This is a genomic window from Sphingobium bisphenolivorans (genome assembly GCF_000412635.1).
Classification (GTDB): domain Bacteria; phylum Pseudomonadota; class Alphaproteobacteria; order Sphingomonadales; family Sphingomonadaceae; genus Sphingobium; species Sphingobium bisphenolivorans.
In genome coordinates, this window is record NZ_ASTG01000018.1 from 93,953 (window position 1) to 108,231 (window position 14,279).

Here is a 14,279-nt window from a genome sequence, read left to right on the forward strand (position 1 = left end):
ACGGATTCCTTAAGCAACGCGTTCGCGAGCAGGCAGGGGATCATGGCGCGGCGCGGGCCGCTGCTCGCCCCCGACAACGGCGACGACCTCCACGCCCTTGCCATCGGGGATTTCGAGGAAGGACAGCACCGGCGTTTCCGGCAGGTGCGGCTTGAACAGGCGGGCGAGCGCGCGGCGCGCGACCGGCGAGGTCACGATGGCGAAGTTGCGCGCCTGACCCAGCAGCGGGCGGGCGGCCTGCACCACCGCCTCGATGATGCGGTTGGCGAGTGCGGGCTCGATCGGGTGGCGGGCGTCGCCGGCCATCCGCATTGCCTGCGCCAGCAAGGCTTCCAGATCGCCGTCGAGCGTGATGACCGGCAGCGGCATCTTTACCGGGACAAGACCTTGGATGATGAGCGAGCCGATCCGCTGCCGCACCGCTTCAACCAGCTGGTCGAGGTTCATGTCCGGGCGGGCCGCATCGACCATCGCCTCGCAGATGCGGCGGAAGTCCTTGAGCGCGATACCCTCGGCCAGCAGGGCGCGGCAGAGAGCGCTGATCTGGGTGAGGTTGAGCAGGCCGGGCGTCAGGCCCTCGACCAGTTGCGGCGCGGCGTCCTTGAGGTTGTCGAGCAGCTTGCGCGCTTCGTCGAGCCCGAACATCTCCGACGCGTTCATCGCGATCAGCTGATTGAGATGCGTGGCGACAACCGTCGGCGGATCGACCACGGTATAACCCGCGATCACCGCCTCGCTGCGCTTGGCAGGCGAAATCCAGACGGCATCGAGGCCGAAGGTCGGGTCCTTGGCCTCACGGCCGGAAACGGTGCCTTCCAGCGCGCCGCTGTCGAGCGCGAGCAGGTCCTCGGGCCAGATTTCATCCTCGCCAACGACGACGCCGGCGATGGTGATGCGATATTGATTGGGCTCGAGCGCGAGATTGTCCTTCACGCGGACCATCGGGACGACGAAGCCCAGCTCCTTGGACAGCTGGCGCCGGATACCGGTGATGCGCGCCATGAGCGGCGCGCCCTTGCGCTCGTCGACCAGGCCAATGAGGCCATAGCCGATCTCCAGCCCCAGCACCGCGCCATCGGACACGTCTGTCCATTCGATCAGCGCAGGGTTGGCCGGCTCCGGTATCGGCGCGGGCTCGGCGGCCTTGGCCTTCGCCTGCTTGCGCAGGTTCCAGGCGATGAAGCCCGCAACCGCGGCGGCCGGCAGGATGATCATGTGCGGCATGCCGGGCAGGATGCCGAGGAAGGTCAGGATCGCGGCCACGGGTGCCCATGCCTTGCCGGAACCGAATTGGCTGGTGATCTGGCCCGACAGGTCTTCTTCGCTGCCGACGCGGGTCACGATCGCGGCGGCGGCGATGGAGAGCAGCAGCGCCGGGATCTGCGCGACCAGCGCGTCACCGATGGCAAGGATGATGTAGGTTTGCGCCGCTTCTCCGATCGACAGCTTGTGACTGACGACGCCGAGGATGATGCCGCCGACGATGTTGATCGCAAGGATCAGGATGCCCGCGACGGCATCGCCCTTCACGAATTTCGACGCACCGTCCATCGACCCGTAGAAATCCGCCTCGGTCGCCACTTCGCGGCGGCGGACCTTGGCCTCTTCCGGGGTCATCAGGCCGGCGTTCAAGTCGGCGTCGATCGCCATCTGCTTGCCGGGCAAGGCGTCGAGGGTGAAGCGCGCCGACACTTCCGACACGCGGCCAGCGCCCTTGGTAATGACCACCAGGTTGATGATCATCAGGATCGCAAAGACGAAAATGCCGACGACATAGTCGCCGCCGATCAGGAAATGGCCGAATGCCTCGATCACATGGCCGGCAGCGTCGGAGCCTTCATGGCCCTGCACCAGCACGACGCGCGTCGATGCGACGTTCAGCGCCAGCCGAAGCAGCGTGGCGAACAGCAGCACCGTCGGGAAGCTCGAAAAATCGAGCGGCTTGGCTGCGTTCAGCGCCACCATCAGCACCGCAAGGCTGATCATGATGTTGGTGATGAAGCCGATGTCCAGCATGAACGCGGGTACCGGCACCATCATGAACAGCACGACCATCAACGTCGCGATGGGCAGCACGGCGCCCTTGGCGGCACTCATCCAGATCTTCGCTTTGACTTGAGCGGGCGTCATCTTGGGTCGTTACCTTCCGAGGGTGGCGAGCATGAGGTAGGCGAGGCGTGCGGTTTCGGGCTGCGGGCGGATGCTGGTCACATCGGCCGCGGTCGCGAGGCGCTGGGTTTCTATCCGCACATAATCGGCCGGCTGGACGGTCTTCGCACCTGAGGGGAGCGAAGCATCGGCATATTGGATGGCGCCGACATCGATCGAGTCGACGCCCTTCTGCAGCTTGGCGGCGAAGCGGTCACGGATTTCCGCGAAGCTGCGCGGGCTGCCCGAACGATCGTAGAAGATCGACCGATTGGCACGCGCGGCAGCCGGAAACATGGACGCAGCGCTCGCATCCGGCGCGCGATCATGGACCGACAGGAACTTGCTGGCGCCGCCGACGCCCAGAAAATGGGCGAGGTAGAGATCGACCGGTTCGGCCTCGCGGCCAAGGCGCTGCTCGAGATAATCCTTGTTGTCGGCGGCATGCTGCGCCGCCATCACGGAGGCGGTTTCCGGATGCTTGCGCAGGTCGAGTATCTGCTGGCGCATTTCGGGATCGGCCACATAATAGCGGCCGTTGGCACCCCGGCTGATCGCATCGGCGGCCCAGCCAAGGCCATATTCGCTGCCATGCTTGTCGATGACGGCGAGCCAGCTCTGATCGACGAACTGATACAGACCGGTCGCGGACGATGTCGCCGCACGCGCGGTGGGATTGAGGCTGCTCTCGATCTTGGCTTGGCCGAGCAGATAGGCGAAGTCCACGCCCGTCCTGCGGCTAGCCATGGCGATCGCATTGGTCACGCGATTGCCCGCCGAAGCCCCTGCTGCGCTGATGTCTGCGAATGCCGACACTGAAGTAAAATCCCCGTTGGTACCGAGGAGCTTTAGAGCAAGGCTTGTGCCAAGATTTGGTTAACGCGCGCTCATAATTAACGGAATTTGATCGCCCGGACGCGAAAAAAGCGCCCGAAGGCGCTCCTTACATCAAAGTGAAGCTGCTCAGCGGCTGTATACGAGTGGCGCTGTCTCAGCGCCTTGGGCCGCGAGGATGGAAAGCCGCTGCTTCGTATGATCGGCCAGAAGGTTGGTGCGGACCCGCGCGGCCTCCATCAGCGGTCGAAGCGCCTCCAGCCGATCGCGCACTGCAGGGTCGGAACGCCACACCCCGATCGCGCGCACCGCGGCGGCTGCTTTAGCGATCCGACTGGTCGCCGATTCGATCGATGCGGGGTCATTGCCGTCCAGCGCCGCGCGCAGCCCGTCAAAGGCTGCGGTCAGTTCATCCAGCGCTGCAAGGCCGAGCGGCATGAGAAGCTCAGCCCGCGTTCGGCAGGTCGAGCGCGATCATTCGGTCAGCAATCGCCGACGGATTGACCGGATAATTTCCCGACGCGATCGCCGCTTTGATCGCGGCAACGCGGTCGAGATCGATGGGCGCGCCTTCCGCCGCCATGCGGGCAGCGGGGCTGGCCGACGTCGCCGAGGAGGACGAAGCCGCGCCCGATCCGACCGACGATGAAGCGCGCGTCTTGCCGCCTTCGCGCAGCCGGGACGCTTCAATTGCGGCGCTGATATTCTGGCCGACAGACTTGATCATGGTTCCAATCCTTCATTCGTCCCGCATCTATATATACGGCCGGGTTCAAAAATCATTAAATCCCGGAACACGAACAATTCCCATTTCCACGACCTGCGCCAGAACCGGCGCGGATTTCTTGTCTTCGCGCACGCGGATCGTCTGACCGACGGCGCCATCTTCATCGGCAACCATCACGCGCGAGACATTGAAGACCGCGTTGCCGGCAACGAGTTGCACGGGATCGCCCTTCTTGACAACCGCCTCGCGCGGAACGCTCCGGGCGGCTGGTGCGTAGCGGCCAACAGGGCCGGCGGCAGCGGCAGCGCTGCCAGCAGCCAGCGGCACCCGAATACGCCAGCCCAGCGCGTCGCATTTCACGATAGCGGCGCCGAACACGGGGCCGTCGATGCTTGGCGCGGAGGGACAGGCCGCAAGGCGCAGGCGGCGATCGACCGGCGCGATCGGCCCGCCCGGCTCGCCGATATTGGCGCCTACGGTCATGGCGACGAGGCCGTCGATGCGATCGAGATTCTCGAACTTCTGCTGGGCGAGCGCAGGCTTGGGCGCCAGCGCGAACAGGGCCAGAAGGAGGATCTTGGGCAATTTCGACACGCACTCTCTCCGATCATGCGGATGGATTCGGCGCATCGAAGAGCAAGTAGCGTGCCAGACGGGGTCAGCGCCGCTCCAAGGGCGCAGTCACGATCCGGATCGTCTGCCCCTTGCCCGCGCCGCCATCGAGTTGATCGAGCCCCCGGATCATGAGCCGCTTCTCGGCGATACCCTCAGTTTGCAGCGCGCGCGCGACTGCGCCCAGCCGTGCGGCGGCGAGATCCCAGCTATCGAAGCGCTCACGCGCGGGGTCAGTGCCAAGGCTGCTAATCTCCAGCTTCGCCGCTGGAGCCGAGCGGGCGAGCGCGGCGATACGCACCCTGCCCGCCTGGGTCAGCATGGCTTCCCCGGGCTGAAACAACTCCACAGCGCGGATATCCAACGCCTGCTCCACCGGCCTACCGCCGAATTGCTGGCGCACCTCTGCCAACATGGCGTCCCGATGCCGGCCCCCCGCCTGCAGCATGACGAAAAAGCCGAGCAGCAGCAGCAGCAGGTCCGCAAAGCTGAGCGCCCAGCGGCTGCGTCTCGCGGCCGAGGCGAGCATCACGCGACCTCGCGGATCGAAGCGCGGCGCATCGGAATATTCTCGCGCCGCGCAATAGCCGCCATATGGCCTGCCGCTTCGCGCTGCCAGGCGAGTTCGCGGTCCGACAAGTCGGTAAGACGGTTGGCAACAGGCGCCGCGATGACATTGGCAATGACAACGCCATAAAATGTGGTGAGCAGCGCCAGCGCCATTGCCGGACCGAGCGCGGCGGGATCGTCCATCGCCGCGAACATACCAACCAGCCCGATGATCGTCCCCGCCATCCCCAGCGCCGGCGCCGCGTCGGCGATCGACAGCCAGACATTGCGAGCCGCGGCATGGCGCTGGGCGCGATCGGAAAGCGACCGCGAAGCCCATAGCTCGAACTGCTCGGCGCGGTCGCAATTGGCAAGCTTGCGCGCGGCGTCAGTCAGGAAGGGGCTGGCCGTCTTCACCCGGTCGGTGCAGGCAAGGCCGCGCAGTTGCGCCACCTGGTCGATCTTGAGCATCGCCGCCCGTGCCGCATCCCGGTCCTTCGCCGGGTCAGCAGTGAAGAGCGGCCCCACTGCAGCAAACGCTCGCCCGAATGCGCTCGCGCCATTTTGAAAGAGGGCGACCACCGCGATCCCCGCGACCATCGCCAGCAAGGTCAGGGGATCGAACAGATGCGCCAATATTCCGATCATTCGCCTAGTCCCACCATCTGCTCGCACGGGAGCGGCAACGCCCTGCCACCCACCGGCAAATATTTGCCGCCTTTGCCGCCCAGCCTCCTCAACCCCGCGGATTTCCGCCGTTCAGCCCTTGCCGATGCGTCACCCACGCAAATTGGCACGGCTCTTGCTGATGTCCGCCTGGATCACCCGCTGTTCACGCCATCAGGCCTCAGAACGGCGGGAGGCGACGAAGCTTTAGGTCGCGACCAAGCAAAAAGACGGAAGGCGGATATGTCGGTCGATAGTGAATTGTTCGGGATACATGGAAAGGCGCTGGCGCTTCGCTCGCAGCGTCTGTCCCTGCTCGCGTCCAACATCGCGAACGCCTCGACGCCCGGATACAAGGCGCGCGACATCGATTTCGAGTCCGCGCTGAAGGAAGCGTCAACCCAGCAGGGCAAGTCCGCCGCCGACGTGTCGCAGGCCGTCGATGACTCGATGGGCTATCGCGTGCCGCTCCAGCCGAGCCTAGACGGCAACACGGTCGAACTCAGCACCGAACAGACGCTGTTCGCTGAAAATGCCGTCAAATATCGCACGACCCTCTCCTTTCTGGAGGGCCGCATCAACACCATCACCCGCGCGCTGAAGGGAGAATGAGCATGAGCGGCTCCGGCCCTATGAATGTCTTCGATATCGCCGGCCGCGCCATGAGCGCGCAGCTGGTGCGCCTGAACGCCACCGCCTCCAACATGGCGAATGCCGGCAATGTCACCGGCAGCGCGGCGGAAGCCTATCGCGCAATCAAGCCGGTGTTCCAATCGGTCACCGACAGCCCCGGCGTCTCGACGGTCAAGGTGGCGAACGTCCTCACCACCGACGCCCAGCCCACCAAGCGCCACGATCCCAATCACCCGCTCGCCGACAAGAATGGCGATGTCTGGGAAGCCGCCGTCGATAGCAGCGCTGAGCTGGTCGACATGATCGAGACGGCGCGCATGTACCAGAACAATGTGCAGGTGCTGAACACCGCCAAATCCCTGATGCTGGAAACGATAAGGATCGGCAAATGACGACCACGACCGCCACGGACAGCGCGGGGCTTTCGACCTATAACCCCTATGGGAAGGTCGGCACCGGCAAGTCGGAGATGGGCCAGGCGGACTTTCTCCGCCTGCTAACTGCCCAGATGCAGACGCAGGACCCTTTCGAGCCAGTGGATAACGCTCAGATGGTGGCGCAGATGGCGACCATCACCAACAGCAGCGGCATCGCGGAGATGAACCAGTCGCTCAAGACGCTGACTGCGCAGCTCACCGGATCGCGCCTGGGCGACGCGGCCAGCTGGATCGGCAAGTCGATGCTGGTGCAGAGCAACATCGTCGCCCCGGACTCGGCCGGCCAGTATGTCGGCCAGGTCAGCTTCAAGGAGGCGACAAGCGGCGCGACCGTCGACCTGCTCGACGGCAACGGCAATGTCATGAAGACGATTGAGCTCGGCAATCAGCCGGCCGGGGACGTCAACTTCTATTGGGACGGCAAGAATGACGCGGGCGAAACGGTCGCGACCGACGCGCTCAAGATCCGCGTCAATAATGCGAGCCCCTCCCGCGTCGCCAGCTGGGCGACGATCGCCGCCGTCCAGTCACCCGCAGACGGCAGCGCATCCAAGCTGATCACCGCGCTGGGCACCTACTCGCCAAACGACGCCATTTCCCTCGCCTAGCCAACCTATCCTTTCACCCAAGGAGCAACGCCATGTCCTTCTACATCTCGCTTTCCGGCCTCAAGGCCGCCCAGACCGACCTTTCGACCACGGCGAACAATGTCGCCAACGTGAACTCCACCGCGTTCAAGAAGAGCAAGGCCGTGTTCGGCGACATCTTCGCCGCCGCGCCGATGCAGACCACCACGCAGGTCGCGGGCCAGGGCGTGCGCGCCCAGGGCATCAACCAGCAGTTCACGCAGGGCACGATCGAAACTACCGACAAGACGCTGGACCTCGCCATCACCGGCGAAGGCTTCTTCACCGTGAAGCGCACCGCCGACAATCAGGTGGGCTATACCCGCAACGGCGCTTTTTCCGTTCAGGAAGACCGCTTCGTCGTCGACACCACCGGCGCGCGGCTCCAGGTCGTGCCGCTTGATCCGACCACTGGCGCCCCGACCGTCACCGGCACGCTGACGCCGACCTCGCTCACAGACCTCAAGATCCCGACCAACTGGCCCGATGGCGGCACCGGCAACCAGCTGACCAGCGTCGGCGTGTCGGAAGAAGGCAAGATCACCGGCGTCTATGCCGATGGTTCGACCGTCTATCTTGGCGCGACCGCGATCGCCGCTTTCAACAGTCAGGAAGGGCTTCGTCAGAGCGGCGACGCGCACTGGACGGCCACCAATGCAAGCGGCACCCCAATGCTCGGCATGGGCAATAGCGGCCTGTTCGGCTCGGTCCGTTCGGGCGCGCTGGAACGGTCGAACGTCGATATTACCGAGGAACTGGTCAACCTGATCTCGGCCCAGCGCAACTTCCAGGCAAATTCGAAGGCTATCGAGGCGGCGAACACGCTGTCGACCACCATCGTGAACATGCGCACCTAAGATAATCCGTCATTCCCGCGAAAGCGGGATGACGGATTATTTCTCGCCCTCAAAACGAACAAGGCAGACCCATGGACCGGCTCGTCAACACGGCACTCACCGCGATGCGCGGCGCGATGGCGCGGCAGGCGGCGATTTCCAACAATCTCGCGAACGTCAACACCGTTGGCTTTCGCGCGGAGATCGCCAATGCCGAGACTCGCTGGATCAAGGGCGACACGTTCGACACGCGGGCGCAGGCTTCGGAGCAGGTGATCGCCGCCGACATGGCGCAAGGCGCGGTCACCGCTACCGGCAATCCGCTGGACGTCGCCATGAACGGCGACGCGCTGCTGGCGGTTCAGGGGATGGACGGCAAGGAAGCTTATACCCGCCGGGGCGACCTCAAGGTCAGCGACAGCGGCCTTCTGACGACCGGCGACGGCCTGCCCGTTCTTGGCGAAGGCGGGCCGATCACCCTGCCGCAGATGGACAGCGTCACCATCTCGCACGACGGCAGCATCTGGGGCGTGCCGCAGGGCGGCGATCCTGCCAATCCGCAGCGGGTCGATGGTCTTAAGCTGGTGAACGCCACCGGCTCCAGCATCGCCAAGGGCACCGACGGGCTGTTTCGCGAGACGAATGGCGGCGTGCTGCCGCAGGATCCTCTCGCGACGGTGACTTCAGGATCGGTCGAGGGATCGAACGTCAATGCAACGACGGCGCTCGTGCAGATGATCGAGGCCAGCCGTGCGTGGGAGACACAGGTCAAGCTGATCGACACCGCCAAGCAGCTGGACGATGGCGGCGCGTCGCTGATGCGTCTGGATTAATTTGGCACGGTGCTTGCTTCGAGGCGGGCATGACCATGCGTCACGGAGATAGCAAATGACCAACGCCGCCCTTCATGTCGCCCGCACCGGCCTCGACGCGCAGAATACGAAGATGCGCGTGATCGCCAACAACCTGGCGAACGTCAACACCACCGGCTTCAAGCGCGACCGCGCCGATTTCGAGACGCTGGCCTATCAGCAGATGATCGCCGCCGGCGCGAATTCCGACAGCGAAAACAAATTTGCGACGGGCCTCAACCTCGGCTCGGGCGTGTCGCTGCAGGGCACAAGCAAGATCAACACCCAGGGCACGCTGAACCAGACCGGCAATGCGCTGGACATGGCGGTCGAAGGCAATGGCTATTTCCAGGTGCAGCGCCCGGACGGCACCATCGCCTATACCCGCGCCGGCAATTTCAGCCAGACCGCCGAGGGCGTGATCGTTTCCAGCGAAGGCCTGCCGCTGATCCCGCAGATTACCGTGCCCGAAGGCGCGACCGGCGTCACGATCGGCAATGACGGCACCGTCTCCGCCACGCTCCAAGGGCAGAGCGAACCGACTCAGCTCGGGCAGATCGAGCTTGCCAGCTTCATGAACCCGGCGGGGTTGCAATCGGTCGGCGGCAACCTGCTCACCGAAACCGCCGCCAGCGGCACGCCGCAGGTCGGCGTCGCGGGGTTGGACGGCCGCGGCGCGATCCGCTCGGGTTATCTCGAAACCTCGAACGTCAATGTCGTCGAGGAACTGGTGGACATGATCGAGACGCAGCGCGCCTATGAGGTGAACAGCAAGATGATCAAGGCGACGGACGAGATGCTCCAGTACGTCAACCAGCAGCTGTGAACGCGATGATGCGCTTTGCTCCCACCCTTCTCGGCGCCGCGGTGATCGCTCTCGCCGCCTCCCCGGCAATGGCCGGCAAGAAGCGCGATGCCGAGCGGCAATTTTTTGCCCCGACGGTCGTTGCCGCTCCTGCCGCTCCGCCGGCGAACGGATCGATCTTCCAGGCCTCGATGGGCTATACCCCGCTCACGAGCGGCGCGCGGGCGACAAGCGTTGGCGACATCATCACAATCGTTCTTGTGGAACGCACGCAGGCGACCAAGAGCAACAGCGCCGATACCAGCCGCAACGGCAGCATCGCACTGACGCCGCCGAGCACCGGGCCGCTCTCGAAGCTGTTTTCCGCCAGCGACATCGGATCGAGCGGCAGCAACGCCTTCACCGGCAAGGGCAATGCGACCCAGTCCAATGCGCTGAACGGCGAGATCACCGTGACGATCGCCGCAGTCTATCCCAACGGCACCATGCTGGTGAAGGGTGAGAAGGCGCTGACGCTGAACCGGGGCGACGAATATATCCAGATCAGCGGCCTGGTGCGCCAGGCGGACATCAGCCCGGATAACCGCATCGCCTCGACCCGCGTGGCCGACGCCAAGATCATCTACACCGGCAAGGGGGAAATCGCCCGCGCCAGCCGCCAGGGCTGGCTGCAGCGCTTCTTCTCCATGATCAGCCCCTTCTGATGGAACGGACCCGTCCCATGGCCAGCCTGTTTCGCTTCCTCCTGATCCTGACCAGCTTGGCCGTCGCAGGGATGATCACCGTTCCCGCGCGCGCGGAGCGGATCAAGGATCTTGGAACCTTTCAGGGCGTGCGGCCGAACCAGCTTACCGGCTATGGCATTGTCGTTGGTCTTGCGGGCACTGGCGATGACAGCCTCGATTATGCGACCCAGGGCATGAAGGGTGTCGTCTCGCGCTTCGGCCTGACGCTGCCGCAGGGGGTCAACCCGGCGCTCAAAAATGCAGCGGCGGTGCTGGTGACGGCCGACCTGCCCGCATTCGCCAAGCCGGGACAGCGGCTGGACGTCACCGTCTCCGCGCTGGGCAAGGCCAAGTCGCTACGCGGCGGCACGCTGATCCTGACGCCTCTGCGCGGCGCGGATAACGAGATTTACGGCATGGCGCAGGGTAATCTGGCCGTCGGTGGCCTCGGCGTCTCCGGCGCCGACGGCAGCCAGGTATCAGTCAACATTCCCTCCGCCGGCCGCATTCCTGGCGGCGCCACGGTCGAGCGCGCGGTCGCCACAGGCTTTGAGACGAGCCCCACCTTGACCTTCAACCTCGCCGAAGCCGATCTGACGACGGCGCTGCGTGTGGCGGATGGCATCAATCGCACCTTCGGCGACCATCGCGCCCGCGCAACGGACGCCGTTTCGGTGTCGATCGACGCGGCGCCGGGCGGCGCCGACCGCATCATGATGATGGGCCTGATCGAGAATATCGAGGTCGCGCCGGCCGATGCGCCCGCCAAGGTGATCGTCAACGCCCGCACCGGCACCGTCGTCATCAATGGCGCAGTGAAAATCCATCCGGCGGCCGTCGCGCATGGCAAATTGACCGTCAGCGTCAACGAATCGCCCCGCGTCGTCCAGCCCGCTCCCTTCTCCCAAGGGCGCACCGCCGTCGAACAATCCAGCTCCATTTCGATCGAGCAGGAGAAAAAACCGATGGTCAATTTTAAAGGTGGCGCCTCTTTGGCCGATATAGTCAAGGCGGTGAACGCCATCGGCGCCTCCCCCGCGGACATGGTCGCGATCCTCGAAGCCTTGAAACAGGCGGGCGCGATGAAGGCTGAATTGGTGGTGTTGTGATGCAGGTCAACGCGGTTTCATCCACAGGCACGCCAGCGGGCGGTGCAACGGACAAGGCGACGCTGGCAAAGGCGGCGCAGCAGTTCGAGGCGATCTTCCTGCGCCAGATGATGGGCGCGATGCGCTCCGCCAGCCTGGCCGAGGGGATCAGCGACTCCAGCGCGACCGATCAGTTTCGCGACATGGCCGACGCGCGCACCGCCGACAGCATGGCGGGCAAGGGCACGCTCGGCATCGCAGAGATGCTGATGCGCCAGTTCGGCGCGAAGATGAGCCCTGCGGCCGCCCCTGAAAGCAAGGGCGAATGAGCGACCTGTTCATCATCGGCGCGTCGGGCACGAAGGCTTATCGCACCGCCATGGCGGCGGTGTCGGAAAATATCGCTAACGCCAGCACCGAGGGCTATTCGCGCCGTTCGGTGACCACGGTCGAGTCCGGCTCATCCACGGCGACCATGGCGACCTATATCTCCCGCGCCAATTTCGGCGGAACGGAGGTGAGCAGCGTCAACCGCGCTACCGACCCTTATCTGGACGCGACGGTTCGCTACACCGGCATGGCGCTGGGCAGTTCGACGGCGCGGCTGCGCTGGCTGACCGATTCGGAGACGGCGCTCAACGACACGGAAACCGGCATCGGTCGGCTGATGACCGGAATGTTCCAGAATATTGACAAGCTGGCCGCCAGTCCTAACGACACCTCGCTGCGCGTCACGACGCTGGACAGTATCAGCCGCATCGCTGATGCCTTTCATCAGACCGCCGGCGATCTGGCTCAGGTGTCCAGCGGCATCGCGACGGAAGCGCAGGCGTCGGTCGATACGATCAACCGGTCGCTCTCGCAGCTCGCCGACATCAACAACAGCCTGCTGCGCGCCCAGCCGGGTACCTCCGCCTACGCCCAGTTGCTCGACAGCCGCGATGCAGCGCTCTTCTCCCTGTCGGAGAATCTGAACGTCGACATCAGCTTCGGCACCCACGACCAGGCGCAGATCAGCTTCAACGGCCAGTCGCTGGTGCAGGGCATCAACGCGACACCCGTGGCGCTGAGCGTCAACGCGAACGGCACGCTGGCGCTGGCGACCAGCGGCGGTACGGCTCTCACGGCGCCTGCCAATGGTACCTTGGGCGGCCTTTTCTCTGCTGCCCAGACGGTAACGGACCGGCGCACCAGCCTGGACACGCTGGCGCAGCAGTTCGTCACCGACGTGAACGCCTGGCATGCGCAGGGTCGGACCGATGCAGGAACAGCGGGGGCGCCGCTGCTCTCCTATGGCGGGGGCGCGGCCAACGTCGCTGCCCTCATCACTGACCCGTCCCAGCTGGCGACCAAATCTTCGGATGGCACGCTGAACGGTAATCTGCTGACCGCCGGCACCAGCCTGCGCGGCAACGGCAGCGTCGAACAGGGCTGGACCTCGCTCATCGCCACTCATGCCAATCTGTTGTCCTCGACCAAGGCGGAACAGACCACCGCCCGCAACCGCAGCGACCAGGCGGTCGCTGCGCGAGAGGCGGTGAGCGGCGTCGATCTCGACATGGAGGCGGCCGATCTGCTGCGCATCCAGCAAGCCTATTCGGGCTGCGCCAAGATCCTTCAGGTGGCGAAGGAAACCGTCGACGCGATCCTGCAGATCATCTGAGCGGCAAGGGGCTGAACCATGGTAGGCATCACCAACAAGATCATGCTCGCGGAAATCCGCCGGCAGCAGCAACTTTCCCAAAGCATCGTCGAGGGGCAGACCGCCATCTCGACCGGCGTCACGCTCAACAAGCCTTCAGATAACGCGCTCGCCTGGGTGCAGGTGTCGGACATCGGCCGCGCTCAGGCGCAGCAGGCCTCCTGGCAGGCCAATATCAGCTACGGCTCGACCCGCGCCGCCACGGCGGAGGATAATCTCAGCGAGATCAACACGCTGCTCACCCGTGCGCAGGAGCTGATGACGTCGGCCCGCAACGGCACGCTGAACAATTCAAGCCGCGCCGCCTATGCAGAGGAGATGAAGACGATCCGCACGACGATCGATTCGCTGCTCAACCAGAAGGATTATCAGGGCAACCCGGTGTTCGATGACGGGCAGAGCGTCCTCGTTCCCGTCAGCCGCGGCCTCAACCTGGCAGTCGTGGGCACGCGGCAGGAAGTATCCACCGGGATCGACGTCAACGGCACGCCCATGTCGATCGACGCCATATTGGCGCAGAGCGTCGCAGCTTTGGAAACCGGTACCGACAGCGACATCGCCAGCGGCCTCGATGCGATCAAGGCGGGGCAGAACCATGTTGTGGTCGAACAGACCAAGCAGGGCGTGCGTGGCGACCGGCTCGACGTCATCAAGCAGCGGCTGACCACCGTCGGCATCGACCTCAAGGAACGGCGTGCCGATCTGGAGTCGACCGATCTGACGGAAGTGATCTCCTCCGTTTCGGCCAAGCTGCTCCAGCTGGATGCGGCGCAATCGGCCTTTGCTCGGATCAACCAACAAACATTGTTCGACCTGATCAAGTAAGCCGCGGCGGGTCCTTGGGTTAACCAAGAGCCACGTGCTCCTGCGAAGGCCGGAGCCCACTCGAACGGCGGAACTGGATTCCTGCATCCGCAGGAACATGATCGAACAAAGGCTTGGCGACGCACTCTTTTTTTCGGAGCGACGCCTTAAATCAGACGAGCGCCGAGCCGTATTAACCATTCGAGAGCGTCTTCATGCGATGCTGATCGGGACGG

Annotated in this window: 18 protein-coding genes; 11 read left to right on the forward strand and 7 right to left on the reverse strand. The window is 64.6% G+C overall.

Going from position 1 to position 14,279, the window contains the following annotated elements:
• Nucleotides 1–9: 9 nt before the first annotated feature.
• From flhA to L858_RS0114005, 7 genes are all read right to left on the reverse strand, one after another.
• Nucleotides 10–2,130 carry a flagellar biosynthesis protein FlhA gene (gene flhA, locus L858_RS0113975; protein WP_022683776.1) on the reverse strand — a complete coding sequence of 707 codons (2,121 nt, stop codon included), beginning with the start codon at nt 2,128–2,130 and terminating at the stop codon, nt 10–12.
• A gap of 9 nt (nt 2,131–2,139) precedes the next feature.
• The gene (locus L858_RS0113980; RefSeq protein WP_022683777.1) at nt 2,140–2,964 is read right to left on the reverse strand and encodes a lysozyme family protein; all 825 of its coding nucleotides are present in this window, start codon (nt 2,962–2,964) and stop codon (nt 2,140–2,142) included.
• Between the two features lie 147 nt (nt 2,965–3,111).
• Nucleotides 3,112–3,420 (reverse strand): hypothetical protein, encoded by a 309-nt coding sequence (locus L858_RS0113985; protein ID WP_022683778.1) that lies wholly within the window; start codon nt 3,418–3,420, stop codon nt 3,112–3,114.
• Nucleotides 3,421–3,427: 7 nt separating this feature from the next.
• Nucleotides 3,428–3,709, reverse strand: a complete 282-nt coding sequence (gene flgM, locus L858_RS0113990; RefSeq protein WP_022683779.1) for a flagellar biosynthesis anti-sigma factor FlgM — start codon at nt 3,707–3,709, stop codon at nt 3,428–3,430.
• A 45-nt stretch (nt 3,710–3,754) separates the two neighbouring features.
• Nucleotides 3,755–4,303 (reverse strand): flagella basal body P-ring formation protein FlgA, encoded by a 549-nt coding sequence (locus L858_RS0113995; RefSeq protein ID WP_022683780.1) that lies wholly within the window; start codon nt 4,301–4,303, stop codon nt 3,755–3,757.
• 64 nt (nt 4,304–4,367) lie between these two features.
• Nucleotides 4,368–4,850, reverse strand: coding sequence for an OmpA family protein (locus L858_RS0114000; protein WP_022683781.1), 483 nt, complete (start codon nt 4,848–4,850; stop codon nt 4,368–4,370).
• Nucleotides 4,850–5,518, reverse strand: a complete 669-nt coding sequence (locus L858_RS0114005; RefSeq protein ID WP_022683782.1) for a MotA/TolQ/ExbB proton channel family protein — start codon at nt 5,516–5,518, stop codon at nt 4,850–4,852. The genes L858_RS0114000 and L858_RS0114005 overlap by 1 nt, the downstream gene beginning before the upstream one ends.
• Nucleotides 5,519–5,779: 261 nt before the next feature.
• Between L858_RS0114005 and flgB the strand changes: the two genes are divergently transcribed.
• The 11 genes from flgB to L858_RS0114060 all read left to right on the forward strand — a co-directional run bounded on the left by flgB (nt 5,780) and on the right by L858_RS0114060 (nt 14,064).
• On the forward strand, nt 5,780–6,148 hold the full coding sequence (gene flgB, locus L858_RS0114010; RefSeq protein WP_022683783.1) for a flagellar basal body rod protein FlgB: 369 nt from the start codon (nt 5,780–5,782) through the stop codon (nt 6,146–6,148).
• 2 nt (nt 6,149–6,150) lie between these two features.
• On the forward strand, nt 6,151–6,561 hold the full coding sequence (flgC, locus tag L858_RS0114015) for a flagellar basal body rod protein FlgC (protein WP_028056141.1): 411 nt from the start codon (nt 6,151–6,153) through the stop codon (nt 6,559–6,561).
• Nucleotides 6,558–7,214: a flagellar hook assembly protein FlgD gene (locus tag L858_RS0114020; RefSeq protein ID WP_022683785.1), complete on the forward strand. Its 657-nt coding sequence runs from the start codon at nt 6,558–6,560 to the stop codon at nt 7,212–7,214. The genes flgC and L858_RS0114020 overlap by 4 nt, the downstream gene beginning before the upstream one ends.
• 32 nt (nt 7,215–7,246) lie before the next feature.
• Nucleotides 7,247–8,089 carry a flagellar hook-basal body complex protein gene (locus L858_RS0114025; protein WP_022683786.1) on the forward strand — a complete coding sequence of 281 codons (843 nt, stop codon included), beginning with the start codon at nt 7,247–7,249 and terminating at the stop codon, nt 8,087–8,089.
• A gap of 71 nt (nt 8,090–8,160) precedes the next feature.
• The gene (locus tag L858_RS0114030; RefSeq protein ID WP_022683787.1) at nt 8,161–8,901 is read left to right on the forward strand and encodes a flagellar basal body rod protein FlgF; all 741 of its coding nucleotides are present in this window, start codon (nt 8,161–8,163) and stop codon (nt 8,899–8,901) included.
• Between the two features lie 55 nt (nt 8,902–8,956).
• Nucleotides 8,957–9,745 (forward strand): flagellar basal-body rod protein FlgG, encoded by a 789-nt coding sequence (gene flgG, locus L858_RS0114035; RefSeq protein WP_022683788.1) that lies wholly within the window; start codon nt 8,957–8,959, stop codon nt 9,743–9,745.
• A gap of 5 nt (nt 9,746–9,750) precedes the next feature.
• Nucleotides 9,751–10,428, forward strand: a complete 678-nt coding sequence (locus tag L858_RS0114040) for a flagellar basal body L-ring protein FlgH (protein ID WP_028056142.1) — start codon at nt 9,751–9,753, stop codon at nt 10,426–10,428.
• A 17-nt stretch (nt 10,429–10,445) separates the two neighbouring features.
• A complete protein-coding gene (locus tag L858_RS0114045) occupies nt 10,446–11,558 on the forward strand; it encodes a flagellar basal body P-ring protein FlgI (protein WP_193742872.1) in 1,113 nt (370 codons plus the stop codon).
• Complete coding sequence (locus tag L858_RS0114050; RefSeq protein WP_022683791.1) at nt 11,558–11,866, forward strand: rod-binding protein; 309 nt, start codon at nt 11,558–11,560, stop codon at nt 11,864–11,866. Before L858_RS0114045 ends, L858_RS0114050 begins: the two co-directional genes overlap by 1 nt.
• Complete coding sequence (flgK, locus tag L858_RS0114055) at nt 11,863–13,200, forward strand: flagellar hook-associated protein FlgK (RefSeq protein ID WP_022683792.1); 1,338 nt, start codon at nt 11,863–11,865, stop codon at nt 13,198–13,200. The genes L858_RS0114050 and flgK overlap by 4 nt, the downstream gene beginning before the upstream one ends.
• A gap of 18 nt (nt 13,201–13,218) precedes the next feature.
• Nucleotides 13,219–14,064 (forward strand): flagellin, encoded by an 846-nt coding sequence (locus tag L858_RS0114060; protein ID WP_022683793.1) that lies wholly within the window; start codon nt 13,219–13,221, stop codon nt 14,062–14,064.
• Nucleotides 14,065–14,279 lie beyond the last annotated feature (215 nt).

Bases quoted from the DNA above. Each gene is read 5' to 3' on its own strand.
- flhA (WP_022683776.1), bottom strand. From the start codon at position 2,130: ATGACGCCCGCTCAAGTCAAAGCGAAGATCTGGATGAGTGCCGCCAAG.
- L858_RS0113985 (WP_022683778.1), bottom strand. From the start codon at position 3,420: ATGCCGCTCGGCCTTGCAGCGCTGGATGAACTGACCGCAGCCTTTGAC.
- flgM (WP_022683779.1), bottom strand. From the start codon at position 3,709: ATGATCAAGTCTGTCGGCCAGAATATCAGCGCCGCAATTGAAGCGTCC.
- L858_RS0114000 (WP_022683781.1), bottom strand. From the start codon at position 4,850: ATGCTCGCCTCGGCCGCGAGACGCAGCCGCTGGGCGCTCAGCTTTGCG.
- L858_RS0114005 (WP_022683782.1), bottom strand. From the start codon at position 5,518: ATGATCGGAATATTGGCGCATCTGTTCGATCCCCTGACCTTGCTGGCG.
- flgB (WP_022683783.1), top strand. From the start codon at position 5,780: ATGTCGGTCGATAGTGAATTGTTCGGGATACATGGAAAGGCGCTGGCG.
- flgC (WP_028056141.1), top strand. From the start codon at position 6,151: ATGAGCGGCTCCGGCCCTATGAATGTCTTCGATATCGCCGGCCGCGCC.
- L858_RS0114020 (WP_022683785.1), top strand. From the start codon at position 6,558: ATGACGACCACGACCGCCACGGACAGCGCGGGGCTTTCGACCTATAAC.
- L858_RS0114025 (WP_022683786.1), top strand. From the start codon at position 7,247: ATGTCCTTCTACATCTCGCTTTCCGGCCTCAAGGCCGCCCAGACCGAC.
- L858_RS0114030 (WP_022683787.1), top strand. From the start codon at position 8,161: ATGGACCGGCTCGTCAACACGGCACTCACCGCGATGCGCGGCGCGATG.
- flgG (WP_022683788.1), top strand. From the start codon at position 8,957: ATGACCAACGCCGCCCTTCATGTCGCCCGCACCGGCCTCGACGCGCAG.
- L858_RS0114040 (WP_028056142.1), top strand. From the start codon at position 9,751: ATGATGCGCTTTGCTCCCACCCTTCTCGGCGCCGCGGTGATCGCTCTC.
- L858_RS0114045 (WP_193742872.1), top strand. From the start codon at position 10,446: ATGGCCAGCCTGTTTCGCTTCCTCCTGATCCTGACCAGCTTGGCCGTC.
- L858_RS0114050 (WP_022683791.1), top strand. From the start codon at position 11,558: ATGCAGGTCAACGCGGTTTCATCCACAGGCACGCCAGCGGGCGGTGCA.
- flgK (WP_022683792.1), top strand. From the start codon at position 11,863: ATGAGCGACCTGTTCATCATCGGCGCGTCGGGCACGAAGGCTTATCGC.
- L858_RS0114060 (WP_022683793.1), top strand. From the start codon at position 13,219: ATGGTAGGCATCACCAACAAGATCATGCTCGCGGAAATCCGCCGGCAG.